Origin of the sequence: Paenibacillus sambharensis (assembly GCF_003233845.1) — a bacterium.
Classification (GTDB): domain Bacteria; phylum Bacillota; class Bacilli; order Paenibacillales; family Paenibacillaceae; genus Paenibacillus_I; species Paenibacillus_I sambharensis.
In genome coordinates, this window is the sequence record NZ_QKRB01000046.1 from 128,161 (window position 1) to 149,405 (window position 21,245).

19 protein-coding genes and 1 pseudogene are annotated in these 21,245 nt (G+C 51.6%); 2 read left to right on the forward strand and 18 right to left on the reverse strand.

The annotated features are described in order from the left end of the window. Positions 1–51: 51 nt before the first annotated feature. From DNH61_RS15315 to DNH61_RS15360, 9 genes are all read right to left on the reverse strand, one after another. A complete protein-coding gene (locus tag DNH61_RS15315; RefSeq protein ID WP_111147556.1) occupies positions 52–810 on the reverse strand; it encodes an iron ABC transporter ATP-binding protein in 759 nt (252 codons plus the stop codon). Next, entirely contained in the window at positions 807–1,754 is a 948-nt protein-coding gene (locus tag DNH61_RS15320) for an iron chelate uptake ABC transporter family permease subunit (RefSeq protein ID WP_111147557.1), read from the reverse strand. The genes DNH61_RS15315 and DNH61_RS15320 overlap by 4 nt, the downstream gene beginning before the upstream one ends. Next, the gene (locus DNH61_RS15325) at positions 1,751–2,701 is read right to left on the reverse strand and encodes an ABC transporter permease (RefSeq protein WP_111147558.1); all 951 of its coding nucleotides are present in this window, start codon (positions 2,699–2,701) and stop codon (positions 1,751–1,753) included. The genes DNH61_RS15320 and DNH61_RS15325 overlap by 4 nt, the downstream gene beginning before the upstream one ends. Positions 2,702–3,145: 444 nt before the next feature. Beyond that, positions 3,146–3,538 (reverse strand): DUF350 domain-containing protein, encoded by a 393-nt coding sequence (locus DNH61_RS15335; RefSeq protein WP_111147560.1) that lies wholly within the window; start codon positions 3,536–3,538, stop codon positions 3,146–3,148. Then, positions 3,535–4,257: a signal peptide protein gene (locus DNH61_RS15340; protein ID WP_425452254.1), complete on the reverse strand. Its 723-nt coding sequence runs from the start codon at positions 4,255–4,257 to the stop codon at positions 3,535–3,537. The genes DNH61_RS15335 and DNH61_RS15340 overlap by 4 nt, the downstream gene beginning before the upstream one ends. Further along, on the reverse strand, positions 4,258–5,466 hold the full coding sequence (locus DNH61_RS15345) for a glutathionylspermidine synthase family protein (RefSeq protein ID WP_111147561.1): 1,209 nt from the start codon (positions 5,464–5,466) through the stop codon (positions 4,258–4,260). Beyond that, positions 5,463–6,119: a hypothetical protein gene (locus DNH61_RS15350; RefSeq protein WP_111147562.1), complete on the reverse strand. Its 657-nt coding sequence runs from the start codon at positions 6,117–6,119 to the stop codon at positions 5,463–5,465. The genes DNH61_RS15345 and DNH61_RS15350 overlap by 4 nt, the downstream gene beginning before the upstream one ends. 57 nt (positions 6,120–6,176) lie before the next feature. Beyond that, positions 6,177–6,386 (reverse strand): hypothetical protein, encoded by a 210-nt coding sequence (locus tag DNH61_RS15355; RefSeq protein WP_111147563.1) that lies wholly within the window; start codon positions 6,384–6,386, stop codon positions 6,177–6,179. 126 nt (positions 6,387–6,512) lie between these two features. Continuing rightward, entirely contained in the window at positions 6,513–7,244 is a 732-nt protein-coding gene (locus DNH61_RS15360; protein ID WP_111147564.1) for a ZIP family metal transporter, read from the reverse strand. A gap of 409 nt (positions 7,245–7,653) precedes the next feature. Here DNH61_RS15360 and DNH61_RS15365 point away from each other — a divergent pair, with 409 nt between their 5' ends. Then, entirely contained in the window at positions 7,654–8,469 is an 816-nt protein-coding gene (locus DNH61_RS15365) for an undecaprenyl-diphosphate phosphatase (RefSeq protein WP_111147565.1), read from the forward strand. Between the two features lie 70 nt (positions 8,470–8,539). Here DNH61_RS15365 and DNH61_RS15370 read toward each other — a convergent pair whose 3' ends face one another. From DNH61_RS15370 to DNH61_RS15380, 3 genes are all read right to left on the reverse strand, one after another. After that, complete coding sequence (locus DNH61_RS15370) at positions 8,540–9,646, reverse strand: hypothetical protein (protein WP_146241042.1); 1,107 nt, start codon at positions 9,644–9,646, stop codon at positions 8,540–8,542. 183 nt (positions 9,647–9,829) lie between these two features. Then, entirely contained in the window at positions 9,830–10,171 is a 342-nt protein-coding gene (locus DNH61_RS15375; RefSeq protein ID WP_111147567.1) for a four-helix bundle copper-binding protein, read from the reverse strand. 80 nt (positions 10,172–10,251) lie between these two features. Further along, positions 10,252–10,767 (reverse strand): hypothetical protein, encoded by a 516-nt coding sequence (locus DNH61_RS15380; RefSeq protein WP_146241044.1) that lies wholly within the window; start codon positions 10,765–10,767, stop codon positions 10,252–10,254. 313 nt (positions 10,768–11,080) lie between these two features. Here DNH61_RS15380 and DNH61_RS15385 point away from each other — a divergent pair, with 313 nt between their 5' ends. After that, on the forward strand, positions 11,081–11,281 hold the full coding sequence (locus DNH61_RS15385) for a hypothetical protein (RefSeq protein ID WP_111147569.1): 201 nt from the start codon (positions 11,081–11,083) through the stop codon (positions 11,279–11,281). A gap of 108 nt (positions 11,282–11,389) precedes the next feature. Here DNH61_RS15385 and cysI read toward each other — a convergent pair whose 3' ends face one another. The 6 genes and pseudogenes from cysI to DNH61_RS15415 all read right to left on the reverse strand — a co-directional run bounded on the left by cysI (position 11,390) and on the right by DNH61_RS15415 (position 21,090). Then, positions 11,390–13,114, reverse strand: coding sequence for an assimilatory sulfite reductase (NADPH) hemoprotein subunit (cysI, locus tag DNH61_RS15390; RefSeq protein ID WP_111147570.1), 1,725 nt, complete (start codon positions 13,112–13,114; stop codon positions 11,390–11,392). Between the two features lie 27 nt (positions 13,115–13,141). Next, positions 13,142–14,980 carry an assimilatory sulfite reductase (NADPH) flavoprotein subunit gene (locus tag DNH61_RS15395; protein ID WP_111147571.1) on the reverse strand — a complete coding sequence of 613 codons (1,839 nt, stop codon included), beginning with the start codon at positions 14,978–14,980 and terminating at the stop codon, positions 13,142–13,144. 165 nt (positions 14,981–15,145) lie between these two features. Then, positions 15,146–17,227 carry a penicillin-binding transpeptidase domain-containing protein gene (locus DNH61_RS15400; RefSeq protein ID WP_111147572.1) on the reverse strand — a complete coding sequence of 694 codons (2,082 nt, stop codon included), beginning with the start codon at positions 17,225–17,227 and terminating at the stop codon, positions 15,146–15,148. A gap of 199 nt (positions 17,228–17,426) precedes the next feature. Further along, a complete protein-coding gene (gene cyoE, locus DNH61_RS15405) occupies positions 17,427–18,359 on the reverse strand; it encodes a heme o synthase (protein ID WP_111147573.1) in 933 nt (310 codons plus the stop codon). Positions 18,360–19,090: 731 nt separating this feature from the next. Next, entirely contained in the window at positions 19,091–19,513 is a 423-nt protein-coding gene (locus DNH61_RS15410; protein WP_111147574.1) for a hypothetical protein, read from the reverse strand. 455 nt (positions 19,514–19,968) lie between these two features. Then, positions 19,969–21,090: pseudogene (locus DNH61_RS15415) on the reverse strand (IS3 family transposase). Positions 21,091–21,245 lie beyond the last annotated feature (155 nt).

The following is a 21,245-nucleotide window of genomic DNA, read 5'->3' on the forward strand; positions in this document are numbered from 1 at the left end:
GGACGTCTCCGCCTGAATAAGTTTTATCCAGTTGTTCAGCTGCTTGTTAAGCTAAGCAAAATAAACGCAGATTTTATGGTCGCCGATGGTCTGCACCGGAATGTCCATGTCATAAACCTCACGAAGCACATTCGTGTCGATCATCGCATCGGTTGGCCCTTCCTTTACAATCCGGCCGTTCTTCAGTGCCACGATGTGGTCCGAGTAGCAGGAGGCAAAGTTGATGTCATGAATGACAATGACAATGGTCTTCCCAAGCTCATCAACAAGTCTGCGCAGCACCTTCATAATCTGTACGGAATGCTTCATGTCCAGATTATTAAGCGGCTCATCCAGCAGAATATATTCGGTATCCTGGGCAAGCGTCATCGCGATAAAAGCGCGCTGCTTCTGGCCGCCGCTCAGCTGGTCCAGGAACTTGTCCTGCATATCATCCAGCTCCATGTACCGGATGGCTTCATCGACGAACACCCAATCCTCCTTGTTCAGCCTGCCCTGCGAATACGGGAAGCGGCCGAATGCGACAAGATCACGGACTGACAAGCGGACATTCAGATGATTGGACTGCTTCAGGATCGATATTTTCTTCGCCAGATCACTGCTCTTGCTCTTCCCGAGCTCCACGCCGTCAATCAGAACCTCTCCGCTGTCCTTCGTAATCAGGCGGCTCATCATGGACAGAAGCGTACTCTTGCCTGCGCCGTTCGGTCCGATGAAAGAGGTGATCTTTCCCTTGGCAACGTTGACGGACACCGGCTCTACCACGGTCTTGTTCCCATATTTCTTGGAAACATTCTTCACTTCAATCATGACTTATTCTCCCTCAAGAGCAGATATATGAAGTATACGCCCCCGACAAAATTGATAATGACGCTGAGCGTAGTCGAGAAGGTAAAGATACGTTCCACGATAAACTGTCCGCCCGTAAGCGCAATGATGCTGATCAGCATCGAGCCCGGGATCAGAACGCTGTGACGGTATGTACCGAAGAACTGATAGGCAACATTCGCAACCAGCAGGCCAAGGAAGGTAATCGGCCCTACGAGCGCAGTAGCTACCGAGATGAGCACGGCAACGACCATCAGGAGCCGCTTAACGACGTGATCATAGTTCACCCCGAGGTTTACCGCATGCTCGCGGCCCAGCGACAGCACATCCAGATACTTCGTGTAGCGCAGGCTGTACAGGCTGACCAGCGCCACCACAATAAGCGACAGTACCAGAAGGTCCGTGTTCACGTTGTTGAAGCTCGCAAACATCCGGTCCTGCACAATCGCAAACTCATTCGGGTCCAGCAGTACCTGCATGAACGTTGTAACGCTGCCGAAGAAGGTTCCCAGAATAATGCCGACAAGCAGCAGAAAATATATATTTTGCCCCTCGCGCCGGAACAGTAACCTATAGAGCAGACCTGCAAACAGAATCATGCAGACAGCTGAGAAGATAAAGTTGATGTTCTTGTTCAGCATGTTAATGCTCGCCGATCCGTACAGGAAGATAATGCCCGTCTGGATCAGCATATAGAGCGAATCGAGTCCGATAATACTTGGCGTCAGGATCCGGTTGTTCGTCAATGTCTGGAACACGACCGTCGAGAAGGCGATCGCGCCGCCAGTAAGAATAATCGCCGCGATCTTCAGCGACCGGCGGGGTACTACATAATCCCAGCTGCCGATCACATTCCAGAGGATGAACAGCAGTGCACAAGCGGCAGCTGCGGCAGCCAGCAGGCTGAATTTCCATTTTAATGTCATGCGAATGCCCTTCTTCTCATGAGTAAGTAAACGAATATGCCGCTGCCGATGACCCCAACCGTAAGCCCGATTGGAATTTCATACGGGTAAATAATGACTCGGCCCAGAATATCGCAAGCAAGCACGAACACCGCTCCGAGAAGCGCTGTATGCGGCAGCACCTTCTTCAGGTTGTCCCCCATGTAGATCGTTACGATATTCGGGATAATGAGCCCGAGGAACGGAATCGAGCCAATCGTCAGCAGGACGACCGAGGTAACCGCGGCCACGAGAATGAGGCCAATATTGACAACCTGCTTGTACTTTAAGCCGAGATTAGTTGAGAACTCCTCGCCCATGCCGGCAATCGTGAAACGGTTCGCGTACAAGTAGGCAATAATGACAAGCGGAATACTTATGTATAACATCTCGTAGCGGCCTTTCAGGACCATCGAGAAGTCCCCTTGCAGCCAGGATGATATATTCTGGATCAGGTCATGCTTGTAAGCAAAGAAAGTCGTAACCGAGCCAATGATGCTCCCGAACATGAGGCCTACGAGCGGGATGAAGATCGCATCCTTGTACTTCACCTTATCCAGAATCCGCATGAATACGAAGGTCCCTGCCAGCGCAAAGACGAAGGCTACAAGCATCTTCTCGAGCGGTGAAGCGGAAGTGAACAGCAGCATGGCTACCAGGATGCCCAGCCTCGCTGAGTCCATCGTTCCCGCCGTAGTCGGCGAGACAAACTTATTGCGGGTAAGCTGCTGCATGATCAGGCCAATGATACTCATGCTCACCCCTGCGATTATGATGCTGATCAGCCGGGGCAGTCTGCTGACAAGCAGAATATGCTGTTGGTCTTCCGTAAGGCTGAACAAGTCGAGCGGGGTAATGTTCTTAACGCCGACGAATACCGAAGTAACCGATAATACGATGAGCGCAAGCCAGAGATATCGTTTTTTCATAGGACTTCCTTTGGACTGTAATGGATAATCATTCTCAATAGAGCCTGTAAAAAAATGCCGTACTGCCTGCAGCTCCCCTATAAGCGAGCTGCTGCCCTACAACAGATTATGACTGCCTGCTGTCCTTGGTAAGGCTTCTGCTAGATCTGCTTGTGATGCTGTAGAACCAAACGCAAGTGATAATCATTATCACCTCCAACTATTCTACACGATAATTCAAATGCTGGAATGGACATTCTTGTTTTCATCATGGACTTTTGTTTCGTTTACTGGGAATCCCAGTAAGTTAGTGGTTATAACCACTGTTATCATCTGATGACTGCCGGACCGCTGCTGTACAAACTCATACAGAAAGAACAGCCGTACCCGGTTCTGCATACCGGATACGGCTGCCCTGCGGGCTGTCATTGCCCATGCTGTTACTGCTGAATGACTGCCGGGCCTCTATATAATCAAGCTGCTGATGGCAAAGCTCATGCCGATGAACACGAAGCACAGCAGTACACCAACAGCGACATTGCCGTTCTTCAGATGCTCAGAGAGCTTAAGACCCGGGGTTGCGAGCTCAAATATCCAGTAGGTCACAATGAGACAGACATACCCGACTGCGAACCACAGCATCATAAACCAGATGCTATGATTCGTATAAGCGGCCACACCAAGAATGATTGCTGTTCCCATAAATTTGCCGCCAAGCGCCAGACCGACCGCCAGATTGCCTTTCTTAAGCTCCTCCAAATCGTTAAACGGTGTCATCCAGCTGAAAATTAACATTCCCAGCAGCTGCAGCACAATAATGACCGCAACGCTGACAACCACATTCATCACCACTATCACTCTGCCCACCCCCTGAACTTGGCATAAGCCGCATCGTAATCAATATAATCATGTACTTCTTCCAGCACTGCGTTAGCTGTCTTCTGGCCCTTAAGCGAGGCATAGCGTTCCTCATTAACCGGCTGTTTGATCTCATGACCCGAAGGAAGGCTCAGTACCGCGAAATTGCGGGTTGTCCCCTGGTATTCTGTCTTGTAAACGCCAACCAGGTCAACCTCGGTAGTGACCGTCACTTTCAATTCTTCCAGATCGGCCTTAGCCTCCGCTTCTGTCTTGTACGACTTGATGGTCTGCCAGGAGGACAGCACCAGATCGTTGCGGTTATCCGGTCCCGCTACCAGCTCGGCTGTCATATACTGAAGGGTCCATACCGGATCTCCCGTAGCATAATTTGCATCGTTCGGCAGCATCTCATTGTCCGGCAGCACCGTCATATCACTTCCGATCAGGTCACCGACCTTGCCTTCGACAATCCGGTAATCCCAGGGCACTGTAGCTGTACTTGGGAGAGCTTCCCCGGTCTCAGACCCCGTATAGAAGACGGATTGGGAGTTCCCGCAGCCGGCAGCCAGCAGGAGCGCCAGCAGCATCCCTATCAGCCGCAGCCCGCTAAGATGATGTCTTAGCCGCCTATTTCCTGTCCCGGCAGACCTGCCTATTTCCACGGGTACAGGCCCCTGTCCGTCCTGCCCGCCTTGTTCATTCTGCGCATGCATCATCTACTCTCTCACCCCTATAGCAATAAAATGGCTCGTATTGCCGGTTATCAGACCGCCTGCCCGGCCCAGCAGGCCGCATGGTTCGCCGTTAATGACGAACACACCTGTCAGCAGATGCAGATCCCCGGCCGCTGTAGCAACCCGCGCAAGCTCCGCCCGCTTCTGGTACACAAGCGGAAACAGGATGCTGGTATCATAGCCGTCCTCATCCCGCAGCTCCAGCCTGCCGTCCGCCCCGAACAGCTGAACCGATCCGCCCTCGCGTCCGAACATCGACTTCGATACGAAGCTGCCGCCGAAGACCGCCTTGTTATAGGTCGGCAGCATATACCGTGCTATCATATCCCGCTCGGAAGCCGTGAACAGGAGGCCAAGCTCATACATGCCCCAGATAACGGCCATCAATCCCTTGGACTGCAGAATAATCGCATGAGGGTGATTGAACAGCTGGAGCTTCCCTGTCTCGATCGCGTAAGCCAGAGCATCGCCGCCCTCGTCAACAGCCATCCATTCCTTCGGGTACAGAGCAAACAACCGCTCGATCGCCCGCCCTTCCGCATCCCGCAGCACACCCTCATCAACCCAGAGGTCCAGACAATCGACACAGCGCACATCCAGACCGCTGTGCTTTGCGAGCAGTTCAATTGTACCCGAATCCTCCACATGAGAACCGTATGCCACGCAGGCTGCTGCCTCCGGCTGTTCCACCGCCCAGGCTGCTGCAACAAGCTCCGCCATCCGCTCATTGGGAGAATCAAGCCCCAGCTGTCTGCACAGCCATGGCGTTGCCGCTGATGCCTCCGCATATCCTGTCGGAGTGTCTGCGTTAAGCTCAAGCAGCTTGATATCACCAGAATCCGACACGGCAAAATCAAATCTGGCGTAGCGGCTGATCATCCCTTCTTCCTCATTCACCGGAAGCTCATCAAGCAGATCCCAGAGCAGCTCGGGTATGCCAATCAGCTGGTAGAGGTCATGCCGCCGGATCACATAACGCGCTGCCTTATCAAATATCCGCCACAGCCCCGCCGAAGCTGTCATGAGATCATCGTATACATCCCTTCGCATCCCGGCGGCCTGGTCAATCCAGTAAGCCTCTTCTTCCAGGTCGGCCCAGCCGAAGCCCAGCTCACGAAGCTGCTGAACGCGCTGCTTCCGGTCAGATGACGGCTCGCCAAACACTTCAAACACCGGAGCAGTATCACTCATCCGCCAAACCCGCTTGACCGCGACGAGCTGGAGGAGCTTGACTTCGAGCTTGAAGAAGAGCCTGAAGAGCTCATGCTGCTGGAGCTGCCGCCAATTCCTCCCGGCGAAGATGAGGTTGAACGGCGGGTAATCTTGCCCGCGCTGTTCGAGGTCTTGGGAGGAACAGCCGAGCCGGTCACCGGCTTATTCTGGAACGTGCCGCTCGTGTACATCTTGGGTTTGTATGGCGCGCCGCTGCCCGCACGGTACGATCGCTTGTCGTTATGCCAGGAGGTTGAGGAATATGCCGCGCCGCGGTTAAACAGCAGATGATACAGCATCAAATCGCCCCAGCCGAATCCCGAATGAATAATAGTCGTTCCGCCGCTGCCGCTTGCCCCCTGGCCGTCCTCTTCAATAATCTCGGTGCTTTCATTCGCTGGAAGAGGCAGGCTCCAATCGACCTGCGGATCATAGAACGCCTTGACTTCTTCTGTTGACCACTCCACAAGCTTTGGTGAATCCCCTTCGGCACTGGATGCCTGAACGGCGCCGCCTGGCACCAGCATCGTATTAGCGAGCAGCGCAATACCGAGCGAGGTCGATAAGACACGCAGCGGCTTGCCGTCTGCCGAGAACAGCGAAGCTGCCGGCCGTCTCGTTTCTTCTTTCATTCCTGCACTTCCCTTCCGCTGGATAATGACCGGTCTCCTTAGAACGACTTGGCCGTCCTAGCCCTGCATGGGAACAACCAGCAGCTCGAATGTTTCGCGGTCCACATTAAGCCGCCCTTCTACCGTCTCGTATTCCCTGCCGCCGATTGTAATATAGTTCGCATGTTCAAGCGAGGCTATCATCAGCCCCGACCATCTCCGCTCATCAATGGTTACCAGTTCTCCGCCTGTCTTCTTCTCATACACGATCACCCGCATCGTATCCATTACTGACACACCCCTTCCGTAACTGTACTGTACAATAACTACGTTATACCTGCCAATATGTTTCAATTCACAGGGTGACGGCATAACAAGAGGGAGGCATCGCTGCCTCCCCCAAGCTTTGCTCCCTTACCCGAACCAGTGACTGATATACAGCATGAGCAGCAGGCCGAACATGAACGAATAGGTTGCCTGACGCTCATAGCCATGACTGTGTGACTCGGGTACAAGCTCCTTATAAACGATGAACATCATCGCCCCTGCTGCAAAAGCGAGACCATACCCGATGAGAGAGACCACATAGCTGGCAGCAAAATATCCGATGCCTGCTGATATGACCTCCATAAATCCGGTTAACGCGACAATCAGGAACAGCTTCCCCTTGCCAACATTGGAGTTCAGCAGGAAAACCGCCAGAATAAGACCCTCCGGCATATTCTGCGCCCCGATCGCTATGGCGACCATTGGCCCCAGACTTTCGTTGCTGCTGGCATAGCTGAAGCCGGTGCTCATGCCCTCAGGGATGTTATGTAAAATCAGTGCGATCATAACGAGCCAGGTTTTATAGTCAAACGGGCTGTCGCTCTTATCGTTCTCCACATCAATATGCGGAATATTCCTCTCTATAATATCCAGTACGACGATTCCGACCAGCAGGCCGACGGTCACGGCCAGCAGGCTCGATTCCTCCAGCGCCTGCGGCAGCAGACTGAACATCGAGGCTGATACCATGATTCCGGCCGTGAAGGCAATCAGAACATCCTTCCAGTGCTCTGACAGCGACCGGACAAACAGCAAGGGCACTGCCCCAAGCACGGTTGCCATCGCTGAAATCAAACTTCCTATAAGTGCATTCTCCATATGTATCTCCCTGTGCTGTAATAGGCCTTTAGATATCATTTACTAATTTTGATTACACACAACCCTATCATCCTCAAACTTTTTCACCAGGCTGTTCGTTATGTTAGCGTGCAGAGCCGGTGATCGGAATAAGCCAACTATAGGTATTCGGAATAGCGGTTACGAATTCCTTCCTCTTCTCTATACTTGTCCTGTTTTGACATAGGCTTGACCTCATTTTATGATAAGCAGGTTGGAACTATACCAAGGGACGGCCTATCCGTATACCGGAATCGGTGCTTTTCATCACGAAGAGGGGCAGATTTTGTTGCAGTATCCTGGCAGTGATGATACAATTTGACGCGCAACCGATACACACCGTCACCGACTGCTTAACAGCAGCATGTCATTCTAGGAGGATACGACACTCATGGATCTATGGTTATGGCTAAAGTACACAATGCTAGGTTTGTTTCAAGGCTTTACGGAGCCCATCCCTGTCTCATCGAGCGGACATCTGGTCATCGCACAAAATCTGTTTGGGCTTAAGATTGAGGGTCTGAGCTTCGAGGTACTGGTTAACTTCGCCTCCCTGCTTGCCGTTCTGCTGGTTTACCGGGAGGACCTCATCCGTCTATCGCGAGGCGGTCTGCTCTATATAAGACACCGGGATCCCGAGCACAGATCCGACTTCCGTTTCATCGTCTTCATTATCATTGCCACCATTCCCGCAGGTGTGGCAGGCGTACTATTCAATGATTTTATCGCGGACCGGCTGAAAGGGCTGACTGTCGTCGGTGCCACGCTGCTCGTTACGGCTCTGGCCCTGTGGCTGATTCGCAACATGCGCGGTCATAAGGGCGAAAGCGAGATTACGATCAAGGATGCGATTATTATTGGTCTGGGACAAGCCGTCGCGCTTATTCCCGGGATCAGCCGCTCGGGCGCCACGATCGTAGCTGCCATGGGCATAGGCTTGAAGCAGGCGACAGCGCTCCGCTTCTCCTTCCTGATGTTTATTCCGATCAGCCTGGGCGGTATGGTACTCGAATTCGAGGAGCTGGCCAATGATCCGCATCTCGATACCCTGCTGATTCCTTACATTCTGGCATTCATCGGCTCACTTGTCGCATCGTATTACTCCTTACGCTGGTTCATGAACATCATGGCACGCGGCAATTTGAAAATCTTCTCGTGGTACTGTGTTATCGCGGGTACCGCCGTTCTCATCTATTCACTTACATAACAGACTGTTCTGAACAGAAAACCGCCATCCCGACACCGGGCAGGCGGTTTTCTGTCTTATTCCAGCTGCGTCAGCTGTTGTTTATCTTCATTTTCATCTCAATTCCGGTTACCGGGCCGTCATCCGTCTGCTCAATCTTCAGCAGCTCACCAGAGAAATTCTCCCCGCTGCTTCCGTAAGCTTTAATCACCGAGCGGGCCGTCTGGTCATCCGGCTTCACGCTGAGCAGCAGATAGAACATCTCCGCCTTCTTCGGCTTACCGATCTGCAGTTCAAACGAGCCGTCCGGCTGTACGTTAGCTGTGTCATTGTAACCGTAATGGATATGATCCGGAATATCCACACCAGCTCTCACTACAGTGCCTTCAAGCAAATTGCTCGCGGCCTTTATGATGTACTTGCCATCTTCCTGCCTTACTTCCGGCTTAATCCAAACATTCGGATCGCCGTAATCCACCGGAATATCCCTGCTCGGCTCCACCGTCTTCCATGTAGTCGAAGCTGGAGCGTCGGAATCAATATGGATGAGTGCCACGGCCCGCTTGCTCACTGTTACATCATCTTCTGTCTTATGTATATACGGGCCCGTAAGTTTATCGCCATTCGGACCATACTGGTCATGTACAGCAGACTGTCCGGATGGGTCAAATTCAATCGCCAGCTCCAGCACAGTGCTGTCCTTCAATCTCGGACGCTCCATCTCCATCTGGAAGCTGCCGTCCGCCTCGACCTCTGCCCGGTCGTTATAGCCCCACATATTATATCCTTTAGCCGTGATATTCGCATACAGCTCAGCACCCGGCACAACGTTCGTTATCCCCTGTACGACCACCTTGTCCTCTTCTGCGGTTGCGGTCGCTTGAATCCATGCCTCTGGACTGCCCTGGTCTTCGGGTGCATTTTCTGCAGAAGCGTTTGTTATGATTTCCATATCGACAGATGATGACCCGTTATCCTTCTCTTGTACCTCCACCGCTTCTCCTCCGGCCCCAGTTGCGCTGGCGCTCCCTGCTTCTGCATTACCACGGCTCTCTGTCCCGGGGACGTTCGTCTTACCGGTGTTCGCCGCATCACCGCAGCCCGACAGCACGATCATGATTGCCGTTAACCCGGCTGCTGCCCGCAGCCTAAGTTTATGACCGGGGCGAAAACACGCTTGCTTCACTGCATTGTCCATTCTGTCCTCATCTTCTCCCTCTGCTGTTCCAGCTACATATTCAAGAGAACAGTTTACCTCAAACCTGGGACTCATTCACTAGTCTGTTAGAAGCATTTTACAGCAAATAAGACAAGGATCACTGAAGCGTCCTTGCCTTGATTATATTATGCCGTATGTGATAGTCCGGTTTTTGACCTTGAATTATTGCATTTGCATAGCCATTTTACGGCAAGTCTCGGCACACGAGAAACAAACCTCTGCACAACGCTGGCAGTGGTCAGCTTTGTGCTTCTGGCATTCTTTGCCGCATGCTTCACAGATCGTCGCACACAGCTCGCAGATCTGCTTCGAGAATGGGCTGTGGCGGGTCATGGCGCTGGCTGCAAAGGCACAGATATCTGCACACTCTCTGTCCAGACGGATACATTCGCGCATCATATCGATGTTGTCTTCCTTCAGACAGGCATCATAGCAGGTGTTGCAGGCCTCCATACACTTCAAGCATTCATCAATACACTGTTGAATGATTTGTGATTGATCCATTGTAACCACCTCCTCCAGTTATCATAACCTGGAGGAATTGTTCTGAATCATACAAGCCCAGGTACCCAGAGGCTGGACAGTTAGCTGTAGGGAACCTTAACAGTCTGCTGTCTGGACTGGAATTCATTCTTCAGCATGTCATGAATCAGCAGCGCAGAAGCCCTGTCGAAGGAAGGGATCGTGATGACTAGATCGCCATTGTAGGCACCGCTTTCTTCAATAGCGGAATACAACGGGCCTTTTCCTATCAGAATGCTCAACTGCTTCAAGCCGCTGCTGAAATACACCGTGCCGCTACGGATTTTGCCGCCTTCATAGCTGCATACCAGCCCCGAGTACGGTGACAGCGAACAGTCAGTAAACGTAACGCGGTTGACCGACATGGAGCCGGTAAAAGAATCATTCTCCGCTTCATAGCTGCCCTTTAGCGCAATCGTAACCTCTCGGCTGTAAAAGCTGTTGCCAGGCATATAGGCATAGCCCTTGTAGCTGATATCTATGGGATCTTCCCCAGAACGCGTATTAAAGGAATAGGCCGCTGCTACGATTAACATAATTAGAAGAATAACAATCATTAAGGTAACTATTTTTCTCACAAGCCCACTCCCCAGTCAACAACCACAACCATTATTCCATATACGGGCCTAATCTATCAACACAAGTGCTCTGCCCAGCCTGTATCACTTAATGAAAGTTAGACAGAAGAACATCAATTATAGTCCCATATTATACCATAATTTCCACGGTAATCACACCCAGCTGGAGATCACCTTGATAGCTAAATAACACTCTCCCAAACGACCCACCGCTTACATGCTAAGCCAATGCTTCCACCCGCTGAATAATCATGACTTCCCTAGGGCACAATTGCTGTAACAAGAGTCCAGATTAGAGAGGATGGTGCAACAGATGCCGGCACACAATAATGGACATCAGAACCTCCACCAGGATGCTGCCGTAGACGGAGATACGCCGTCCACATCTGCCAAGGAATCGAATGAGAACGATATTCACATGAAAGGTGAGCATGCGGCATTCCAATCCAAGAGCGAGACGGCTTCCCAGAAGCTTCGCTACGATAACGCTGATGAAGTTTATCCTGAGAGCTAGTATGACGAGAAGCCTCTGAATACTGTCTGTATATACACAACAAAGGGTAGGATGCTGCAGATGATCTGCAGTATCCTACCCTTATTCTTATATAAGCAACAACCCGGTTTAAGCGTGGAACTCCTGTCCGCAGCGAACTTCCTTCACATAGCCCGCACGGATGGTAAAGTCGCCGAAATGCTCGCCTTCATGGCGCTCCTTCGCGTAGCGGCTGATAATCGGCTTCAGTGAATCCAGAATCTCGGCTTCACCGATATTCTCCTTGTACAGCTTGTTCAGGCGCTGTCCCGCAAATCCGCCGCCCAGGTACATGTTGTACTTGCCGGGAGCCTTGCCGATAAAGGCGATTTCAGCCAGCATTGGCCGGGCGCAGCCGTTCGGACAGCCTGTCATACGAATGACGATGTCATCATCGCGCAGACCCGCTTCCTCCAGCATCGGCTCGATCTTGTCGAGCAGAGAAGGCAGATAGCGCTCCGATTCAGCCATCGCCAGACCGCAGGTCGGCAGCGATACGCAAGCCATTGAATTACGCTTAAGGGCCGAATAATGAGCTCCGTCTGTAAGGCCATACTCGCTGATCAGCGTTTCGATCTTCTTCTTCTTCTGCGTGCTGACATTGGCGATAATCAGGTTCTGGTTCGCTGTCAGGCGGAAGTCGCCACCGTGAATCTTCGCAATTTCGCGAAGGCCTGTCATCAGCAGGTAGCCATCCTCGTCCTTAACGCGGCCGTTCTGGATGAAGAGGTTGTAATGCCATTTGCCATTGCTGCCCTTAACCCAGCCGTAACGGTCGCCGTTGGAATCGAAGTGGAACGGGCGCGCATCCTGCAGCTGCCAGCCAAGACGCTCCGTCAGCTCGCCGATGAACCAGTCGATACCCCGGTCGTCAATCGTATATTTGAACCGCGCATGCTTACGCACGGCACGGTCGCCGTAGTCGCGCTGAATCATAACCGTCTTCTCGGCTACCTCAATGACCTGCTCCGGAGTACAGAAGCCGATCACCTGTGCAACCTGCGGGTAGGTCTTCGGATCGCCATGGCTCATACCCATGCCGCCGCCTACCGATACGTTGAAGCCCTTCAGCTTGCCGTCTTCCACGATCGCGATAAAGCCAAGATCCTGCGAGAATACATCCACGTCGTTGGATGGCGGAACCGCAATCGCGATCTTGAACTTACGCGGCAGATAGACCGGTCCGTAGATCGGCTCCTGCTCGCCTTCAAGCTCACGGGAGTCGATTACCTTCTCCCCGTCCAGCCAAATCTCGTGATAAGCTCTTGTTCTTGGGTCCAGATGATCACTGATCTTGCGGGACCACTCATAGACCTCGCCATGCACATCAGACTGATACGGATTCGGATTGCACATGACGTTACGGTTAACGTCACCGCAGGCCGCCAGCGTGCTCAGCATCGACTCGTTCACTTCACGAATCGTGTTCTTCATGTTCCACTTGAGGACACCATGCAGCTGGAAAGACTGGCGTGTCGTCAAACGGATCGTGCCATTCGCATATTTCTGTGCGACACGGTCCATCATCAGCCACTGCTCAGGCGTTACTACGCCGCCCGCTGCACGGACACGCAGCATGAATTGGTAAGCAGGCTCAAGCTTCTGCTTGTTCCGTTCATTGCGCAGATCGCGGTCATCCTGCATGTAGCTGCCGTGAAATTTCATCAGGCGGTTATCGTCCTCAGGGATCGATCCCGTAATCCGGTCTTCCAATGTATCGGTAAGGCTTCCTCTTAAATAGTTACTCCTGCGCTTGATCGCCTCAACATCACTGTGCGGACGATCGTGCGGAGGATAATGCTTCTCCTGTGACATGCTTATCTCTCCTTCCGGGGCTCCGACTTAATATACATCCCGCTGATATCGTTTGTCCTGCTGCAAGCGGGTCAGATATTCCGCCGCTTCCTCCGGGCTCATGCCGCCCTCTTGCATAAGAATCGTCTGCAGTGTTGCGTGAACATCATGTGCCATCTGGCTCTCATCGCCGCACACATAGACTGCTGCGCCTTCCTGCAGCCACTGGTACAGCTCGGCACTTCTCTCCAGCATCCGGTGCTGTACGTATACCTTCTCGGCGGAATCACGCGAGAACGCCACATCCATACGCGTCAGCACGCCATCCTTCAGCCAGCGCTGCCACTCCACCTGATACAGGAAGTCTGTTGCAAAATGCTGGTCGCCGTAGAACAGCCATGTCTTGCCTTCTGCTCCGGTCTCTTCACGCTCGCCAAGGAACGCGCGGAACGGGGCAACGCCCGTTCCCGGACCGACCATAATAATCGGTGTATCCGGGTTCTCCGGAAGCTTGAAGTTCGGGTTCGCCTGAATGTAGACCGGCAGGGAATCACCTGCGGCCACGCGCTCAGCCAGATGAGTGGAGCATACGCCATAACGGTTGCGCCCGTTAGCCTCATAGCGAACCGTACGAACGGTAAGATGAACCTCATCCGGGTAAGCCTGCGGGCTGCTCGCGATCGAGTAGAGACGGGCAGGCATTTTCCTAAGTACCTGTACGAACTCCTCAGCCGGAACACCCTTCAAATCATAGTCCTGAACCAGATCAAGCAGATCACGGTTCTGAATATACGCTCTCAGCTCCTGCTGGCTGGAAGCTTCGACAAAATCCTTCAGCTTGCTGCCTGGAACCAGCTTGCCCGCCTGCTCAAGCAGAGGCTTGGACAATACTGTTATCTCAAAATGCGTGCGAAGCGCCTCATAGAGGGAGGTCTTCTCGCCGTTCTTGTTAATTGTTACCGCCTCGTCTGCCTGCCAGCCCATCGCCGCAATCAGTTCCTCAACGAGCTGCGGATGGTTCTCCGGATAGACGCCCAGGCTGTCTCCCGGCTCATACTGGAGGCCGGAGCCTTCAAGCGACAGCTCGATATGACGAGTCTCACGCGCCGAGCCGCGTCCGTTAAGGTTAAGGTTCTCCAGAACTTCAGCACGGAACGGGTTGGTCCGCGAATACTCCGAAGCAACCGACGGTCCGGTGATCGCGGATGTTTCACCAACGCTGACGGACACAGCTGCCGAACCCGCGCTCAGCGAATCCAGCACCTGGTTCATCCACTCTGCAGCCGGCTCATCGAAGTCGACGTCACAGTCCACACGCGGAGTCAGCTGCTCTGCGCCGAGCTCGCCAAGCCGCTTGTCGAAATCTTTGCCCGTCTGGCAGTAGAACTCGTAAGAGAGATCGCCGAGGGCCAGTACGGAATATTTCAAACCTTCCAGCTTCGGTGCCCGCTTGCTGTGAAGGAATTCGTAGAATGGGATCGCATTATCCGGCGGCTCGCCTTCACCATGCGTGCTGACTACGATCAGCAGGTTCTGAACTTTCTTCAAATTATTCGTCTTGAAATCACCCATCGAAGACAGCGTAACCTGGAAGCCCTGCTCTTCGAGCTTGCTGCTTACCTTCTTCGCGAGCCCCTGGCTGTTCCCAGTCTGGGAGCCGAAGAGCACGGTCACTTCCTTGGAGACAGGCGCCGCTGGAGCCGGTGCCGCCGCTGTTGCTGCCGGCGCTGCCGCTGTGCCCGGCTGTACGGCCAGCGCTGCTCCCTGTGTCGCTGTCAGATACCCGCTGAGCCACATCCGCTGCACATCCGTCAACCCGGGAAGAAGACGGTTCAGCAGCTCTGCCTGCTCCTGATTGAATGGACTGTTAGTCACTTGAAGTTCCAACTTAAATCCCACCTCACCTAACGAACGAATATTAATTTTTTACAAAAATCGCAGTTTAACTTATCTGAATGTAACACAGCCGTGTGAAGCGGTCAAAGCTTAACATTTTATAATAGCTATCAGGAAAACTAATAAATGAATATTGTGGGAACATACTTGAATTATTCAATCAAAACGCAGCTGATCTAGATAGTTATGGAGAACGGGCGCCGCCTTTTGCACTACATATTTACTGCCGCCCCGCTCCTGAACATTCTCTACCATTAGGCTGAGCAGCAGCTCTGCGTTATCGGCATCATAGACGACAAACCAGCCATTCTCCTGCCCTTTCTCATCCTTGCTCCGCTTCAGCTCAGCTGTTCCCGTCTTGCCGGCAGTCTTCCGTCCCTGCTTTAATGCCCCGTGACCGGTGCCGCTTGGGTTCTCGACAACCTGCAGAAGCATATTATGAACTGCCAGAGCCGTTTCCGGATTCATTAGCGGGTCTCCCCATGCCTCTCCGGTGACATCCGATACCCGGTCATGCAGTTCGAACACGGGCTTGATCAGCTTCCCATCGTTCATGAAAGGCGTATAGGACAGCGCCAAGTGCAGCGAGGTCATCTGCACCTCACCCTGTCCATAGGAGGAATCAGCCAGCAGAATCTCGCTTGTGATCCCCTTGTTGGACAGACTCGCCTTAGGGAAAGGATAAGCAACCGGCAGCGGCTGTCCGAAGCCGAACTTCTCCGCCTCCCGGCTGAAATTGTCCGCCCCCATCTCAACAGCTTCCTGTGCCAGGAATATATTGTCCGAATTCACCATCGCATCCGCCAGCTTCTCGACCGGCGCATTGCGAACCCTCTTCACATAGTAGCTGCCCCAGCTTTCGTCCTTCGTCCAGCGCAGCCCTTCAATCCTCTTCTCCTCATCTAGTGTTGTTACACCAAGCTGCAGGCCAATGGCTGCGGTAATCGGCTTGAATACCGATCCGGGAGCATATAGACTTGTAAACCGGTTCAGCAGCGGCTTCTCCGGGTCATTGGTCCAGTCTTTCCACTGCTCGGAGGACAGTCCCCGGATGAAGGCGTTCGGATCATACGACGGGCTGCTGACAAGTGCCAGAACTTCACCTGTCCGCGGCTGTATAGCCGCGCCTGTTCCCGAGTCGCCGGCATAAGCTTCGTAGATCGCCGTCTGCAGATCCGCATCCACGGTAACATAAATATCTTCCCCGTGTACCGGAGCTGCTTCCGTCAATACTTCTCTCGTGCTTCCGTCAGCAGCAAGAATCGATATCCGCAGACCATCCTGCCCCCTAAGGCGGTCTTCATAGACCAGCTCCATTCCTGCCTTGCCGATTACATCGCCGGGGGCGAGATTCTTGTCCGCCTTCTTCTCTAAATCCTCTGCCGTGACTTCGCGGATATAGCCTGTCAGATGGGCAGCCGCTTCCCCGTAAGGGTACGTTCTTACGCTCTCTTCGCGGATAGAGACGCCTGACAGGTCACTATAGCTTGTCTTCGCCCGTTCACCGGTCAGGTTGGCAATCGGCACGAACAGATTGTCCTTAACCCATGAAGCCCCAAGCTTGCCGCGGATCTGCTCCTCTGTCATGCCAAGACGCTTCGCAAGCGTTGCAATGGCCTTATCCCTGTCTTCCCCCAGCTCCCCGGGCACAACACCCAGCACCTTCATGCTGTCGTTAACAGCAAGTCCCTGCCCGAACCGGTCATACAGCCCGCCCCTCTGGGCCTTCAATGTCCGAACCGTTACTCTGTCTCCCTCCTTCATGGAAGGAAACAGCAGCGCAGGCGACCAGTTAATCATCCACTCATTCGTCTCCGTGTTCTTGACCGCTTCCAGCTTGCCCTTGGCCTCAACCGGACCGGCCGAGGTATCCATACTCATTTGATAAGGGTAGCTCGTGCTTGTCTCCACTTGTTGTGTCTTGACCGGTCTAGTCTGACCGGCTCCCTCTGCCAAGATTTCCTCTTCGGGCAGGTCAAGCTCGACCTTCAAATTCTGCATGCCGATTCCTTCATAGATCGATGTATGCCGCTTGACGAATTCATCCTTGGTGATGGCTGCTTGTGATTGACCGGACAGCAGCGCGTACATCTCTCCGTACTGCCCTTGCTCCCAGTGGTCTATGTAGGCTGCCATCGTATCCTCCGGTTTGGGAACGACGACCTCCTCCTCCTTCATACAGCCGCTCAGCAGCACCACAATTAAAGTCATGAGCCCAAGCAGGAAATACTTCTTCATGGAGTCCCCAGCCTTTCATGCAAAATATCTCTACCCAGTTAGACGACAAAATGCGGTAATTAGGTGCGCTGTATCCAAATTTTCATTGAATCCGCTGTTTCGGGCAGCAAAAAAAGCACCCCTGCACTTCAGACCGGGCGCAGCGCGTTACCGCACTGTGTCCGGGCAGTCTGAGCGGGATGCCGGATATATATTTAGCTTAGTTAAACAAAGGCATAATCAGTGAGTATCCGATAATAATAAACAGCAGCACCGTGATGTGATTCAGTGAGAAAATAAACATCGTCTTGGCCCAGCTTTCCGCCTGCTTGCGGCGGTAGGTGGCCAGACTGAGCACGAACCAAGCAAGGCTGAGCAGTCCCGCGGTTACAGCAACGAATGGACTGAAATCCCAAAACAGTACGCTTGAGAGCAGCAGCAGCACAAGATATACGTTCGTCTGAAGGTACGTTCTGCGAAGACCCTTCACAACCGGCAGCATCGGAACCTTGGCCGCGCGGTATTCCTCCATCCGGCGGATCGCAATCGCGTAGAAATGCGGCATCTGCCAGATCAGCATCATCACGAACAGCGCCAGGATGCCGGTATGCATCATATCAGGCGAGATCGCAGCCCAGCCAATCAGCGGAGGTGTCGCCCCCGAAAGGCTGCCAACCTCGGTATTGTAAATCGTCGAACGCTTCGTCCACATTGTGTAAGGAACCACGTAGAGGAACAAGCCCAGGAAACCAAATACCGCTGCAAGCGGTGAAGCATAATATAATGTGACCAGTCCCACAGCCGCCATCACAAAGCCGAGAGCCAGTCCCGCTTTCGTGGTGATCTGACCGGTAACCGTCGGCCGCTTCTTGGTTCGTTCCATTATAATGTCGATGTCCCGGTCGTACAAATTATTAAAGGCACCTGCCGAGCCGATGACAAGCGCCGAACCGATCAGCGCCAGCACGATGCTGCCGATTTTATCGAAGAACGGGATCTGATGAACGAGCAGTGCCATACTGAGCCCCGCGAACATCGCGATGAGGTTGGACTTGATGATTCCTGTCTTGATCGTATCAAAAAGCACCTTCGAGAACGAAGCTGCGGAAATATCGTAGCCGGCATCAAGCGGATTTTCTCTTATCGTGCGCATGTGTCAAACACGCCTCCTCCCTTACTATCCTCTACATACTATCATAAAAATCATCCGTTGTTTCGTTTTCTCCATCAGCCATCATCAATTTGTCATAATTTCTGTGGCACTTTCGTTAAAAATATCACTTTAATTTGCAAAACGGGCTGCATGGCGCTACCGCAGGTTGCTTTAGGGCGAGGAATTTGTGGGCATAAGAAGGCGGCTGCGCCCTTAACTGGAAGGTTAGGGTCAGCCGCTCGGATGTGAGGATATTGCTAAGATCTGTGCTTGAATGGTGAAGCGCTGACATATTATTCTATTGGTTCCTTTAAATATAGGTATAACTTTATTGAGCCTAGAAAGAGCCGCTGAGAAATGGTGTAAGTCACCAGTATACCAATCCCCCATAGCAACCAATCCCAAGGTAAGGGCGACAACTGACCAACTTTATAACTAAACCGCACATCAGTCAAGTGCCATATGCCTGGTACAATTGAAATTACCAGCCACACAAGGTACAATACGAAACTTTTGAATTTCTGCAACTGAATTAGATTTAATCTGGAAATAAAAAGCACAATTGCACATACGACTATACCATAACCGCCTCCCAAATCCCTGAAGTCTGAGCCATAAGCACGCCCAAACCCATAAAAACCCATAATAGGTCCCGAAAATAATCAATAGCCCTATTAGTCCTTTATAGCCGATTCCCTTCATGTCTGGTTCCTCGCTATCATGTCGGCCGTTCACTCACTTGCAGCTCCGCTGCCGCTCTGCTTCTTTATCCTATATTTGAGATACATTTCAGTTCCAATCCAAAAAACGACTTGGGACAGTATATAAATGATATATATATTCGACCAAAGCAGCCAATCCCACGGAAAAGATATCCACCCCCCACCGGATTCTTCCCTATAGCGCATATCTCTCATAATTAATATGTTTGGTATGGTTGAGATACCAATCCATATAAAATAAAGTATTAAACCGCCAACCCTCTTTATCTGGATAATATTTAGAACTGAAAATGATAACAGTAATAAATCTCCAACTGTCAAAGGCCATTCTTCAACGCCCTCAAAGGATGCGCCGTAATAACGGGCGAAACCATAATATGCCCCTACTACTATTAGTATGCTTATAAAACCTCTAAGAAAGGTTGCTATCATGTTGCTTCCTCACAATCTTAATAAAAGACATTATAGAACTTCATACAAAATTGCCGTCTTATAATTTTTTCCTTAATACAACTCCTCCAGTGGATATTTCTATTACCGGAGGAGTGAAGTTTTTAAACTTTATAACTTCCAATGGCAAATATGAAATACGAGTAGTGTTTATATGACCACGTTGTTTCTGAGTCGTTGTCCCTCCATCCTAACCACTTATAACTCACTGTGTTGTCCTCAAAAAGAACATTTCTTATACTACTGAACTCATCACCTACAAATAATTCACTTCCAGGCTCGCCAATCTTTTCTGTATTACCTTCTATGTTGATTTCCTGAATTGAAATTATTGATGCACTTGAGTCAACACCTTCAGCTGCTGGTGACGTTTGTAATGATGTGAGCGAACTCCAAGCACTCTCATTGTTGGCACTCTTTGGATTGTCAACAGTAAATCAGACAGTTTTTTTAAGGGCTTCTTGGCGATACTGCGCAGGTGTCATGTAGCCTAGTCTCCCATGAATGCGATGCTTGTTAAACCAGTTGACGTAATCGTATAATTCCACTTCTAGATGACATAGACTTTGAAAGTTCATCTGATTCACGAACTCTGTTTTCATGATTTTGTAGGTGGCTTCGGCTACAGCATTGTCGTATGGACAGCCTTTCTTACTAAGGGACGGGCCAATCCCAAACATCCCTAGCAGCTCGTCTATCTTTTGGTTTTTAAACTCGCTACCACGGTCAGTATGAAACCATTGAATCTGGCCTAAATCGCCCTCAACGCTTGCAGACGCACGGGAAAATCAGAGCAGCGTCCTTACTCAGACCTGCACTATGGCCAATGATTTCTCGGTTAAACAAATCGAGCAGTACGCAAATATAGTGCCATTGGTTCTGAACCCTCACATCGATCAGATCGCTGACAATGAGCGCTTGGCTTCCTCCTGCTCGAACTCACGGTCCAATACATTTGCCGTTTCTGCTTCATTCAGAAGCAGCTTTAAGGGGCTTGTATTGAGCCACCGTGTAGGTAGAAACCAAACCTTGCTCGTTCATAATCCGGCCAATGCGGCGCCTGGATACGACCATTCCACGTTCTTGGAGCTTAACCTTCAGCTTGCGTGTGCCGTATGCTTTTCGATTCTTGTGGAAAATCTCCACAATGGCTTCCGTTAAATCGTCTTCGTTCGGTTGTTCTTTCGCTTCATAGTAAAACGTACTTCTTGCGATTTGCAGGACGTCGCACATTGCTGATACCGAGTATTTATCAAGGTTATTTTGGATGATAGCTACTTTCGTCCCATGATCAGCGCGGCTTGCTTTAAAATATCCACCTCCATTTTCAGGCGCTCGTTCTCTTTTCGTAAAGTGAGCAGCTCATTTTCTTCTGACGATCGATTATCCTTCTCCTTGAAGGAACCCGTTGTCTGAGCTTGCTTAATCCAGCGGTCTAAAGCGGAAGCTGTGAGGTCATACTCCTCCACAATTGCAGCTCTGGACTTCCCGTATTCATAAAGTTCCACCATTTGTTTTTTGAATGCTGGAGTAAAGGTACGCCGTTGTTGTTTTGGCATTGTAGTGATCCGCTCCTTAAGATGATAGGTCTATTCTACAAGCCCTTATTTTTTCTGTCCAACTAAGTGTAGCCGATCCAATCTCCTTCACCACGAGTAGGAGTGTAAGTAAGTCTACCGGATTGAGTGAACCCTAAAGACTCATGATGGACTGA

Excerpts from the sequence above, each read along its gene's own strand:
- DNH61_RS15315 (WP_111147556.1), bottom strand. The coding sequence starts at position 810 with ATGATTGAAGTGAAGAATGTTTCCAAGAAATATGGGAACAAGACCGTG.
- DNH61_RS15320 (WP_111147557.1), bottom strand. The coding sequence starts at position 1,754 with ATGACATTAAAATGGAAATTCAGCCTGCTGGCTGCCGCAGCTGCCGCT.
- DNH61_RS15325 (WP_111147558.1), bottom strand. The coding sequence starts at position 2,701 with ATGAAAAAACGATATCTCTGGCTTGCGCTCATCGTATTATCGGTTACT.
- DNH61_RS15340 (WP_425452254.1), bottom strand. The coding sequence starts at position 4,257 with ATGATGCATGCGCAGAATGAACAAGGCGGGCAGGACGGACAGGGGCCT.
- DNH61_RS15345 (WP_111147561.1), bottom strand. The coding sequence starts at position 5,466 with ATGAGTGATACTGCTCCGGTGTTTGAAGTGTTTGGCGAGCCGTCATCT.
- DNH61_RS15350 (WP_111147562.1), bottom strand. The coding sequence starts at position 6,119 with ATGAAAGAAGAAACGAGACGGCCGGCAGCTTCGCTGTTCTCGGCAGAC.
- DNH61_RS15355 (WP_111147563.1), bottom strand. The coding sequence starts at position 6,386 with ATGGATACGATGCGGGTGATCGTGTATGAGAAGAAGACAGGCGGAGAA.
- DNH61_RS15360 (WP_111147564.1), bottom strand. The coding sequence starts at position 7,244 with ATGGAGAATGCACTTATAGGAAGTTTGATTTCAGCGATGGCAACCGTG.
- DNH61_RS15365 (WP_111147565.1), top strand. The coding sequence starts at position 7,654 with ATGGATCTATGGTTATGGCTAAAGTACACAATGCTAGGTTTGTTTCAA.
- DNH61_RS15370 (WP_146241042.1), bottom strand. The coding sequence starts at position 9,646 with ATGGACAATGCAGTGAAGCAAGCGTGTTTTCGCCCCGGTCATAAACTT.
- DNH61_RS15375 (WP_111147567.1), bottom strand. The coding sequence starts at position 10,171 with ATGGATCAATCACAAATCATTCAACAGTGTATTGATGAATGCTTGAAG.
- DNH61_RS15385 (WP_111147569.1), top strand. The coding sequence starts at position 11,081 with ATGCCGGCACACAATAATGGACATCAGAACCTCCACCAGGATGCTGCC.
- cysI (WP_111147570.1), bottom strand. The coding sequence starts at position 13,114 with ATGTCACAGGAGAAGCATTATCCTCCGCACGATCGTCCGCACAGTGAT.
- DNH61_RS15400 (WP_111147572.1), bottom strand. The coding sequence starts at position 17,227 with ATGAAGAAGTATTTCCTGCTTGGGCTCATGACTTTAATTGTGGTGCTG.
- cyoE (WP_111147573.1), bottom strand. The coding sequence starts at position 18,359 with ATGCGCACGATAAGAGAAAATCCGCTTGATGCCGGCTACGATATTTCC.
- DNH61_RS15410 (WP_111147574.1), bottom strand. The coding sequence starts at position 19,513 with ATGATAGCAACCTTTCTTAGAGGTTTTATAAGCATACTAATAGTAGTA.